Source organism: Bradyrhizobium sp. Kon37, from assembly GCF_055807535.1.
In genome coordinates this window covers 1-341 of sequence record NZ_JBVVOY010000191.1, presented here as the reverse complement: position 1 = coordinate 341, position 341 = coordinate 1, and the positions used below count along the sequence as shown (strand labels likewise).

Annotated in this window: 1 protein-coding gene; it reads right to left on the bottom strand. The window is 42.2% G+C overall.

The window, feature by feature from the left end:
• Positions 1 to 61: 61 nt before the first annotated feature.
• The coding region (locus tag AC0L3J_RS37750; protein ID WP_473350492.1) for an ATP-binding protein at positions 62 to 341 on the bottom strand (280 nt) is incomplete at its 5' end.

Here is a 341-nt window from a genome sequence, read left to right as displayed (position 1 = left end):
CCAAGGCTCGATCCAACGCTAAGAAAAAATTCAAGCAGATTTCTTTTAGCGAACCATTATGCTAGCAGTCTATTTTCAAATACTCCACCTGCTCTACATTGAGTTCACGATGGTAAATCACCTGAGGATACGTGGCTAGAATACGATGAAGAGAGGTCGTCTTCCCACTACCAGAACAACCAATTAACAATAAGCTTTGTGCCGTAGATCGTGCCTCCTCAAAGCGAAATGTCTCCAACTCTCCCGTTTGAACACGCTCATAACCATTTTGTAAATGCTTTTGTAAATCTCCTGTTTTAGGATTTCTGCCTACGTAGCCACCTCGAATCATGACCGAAATA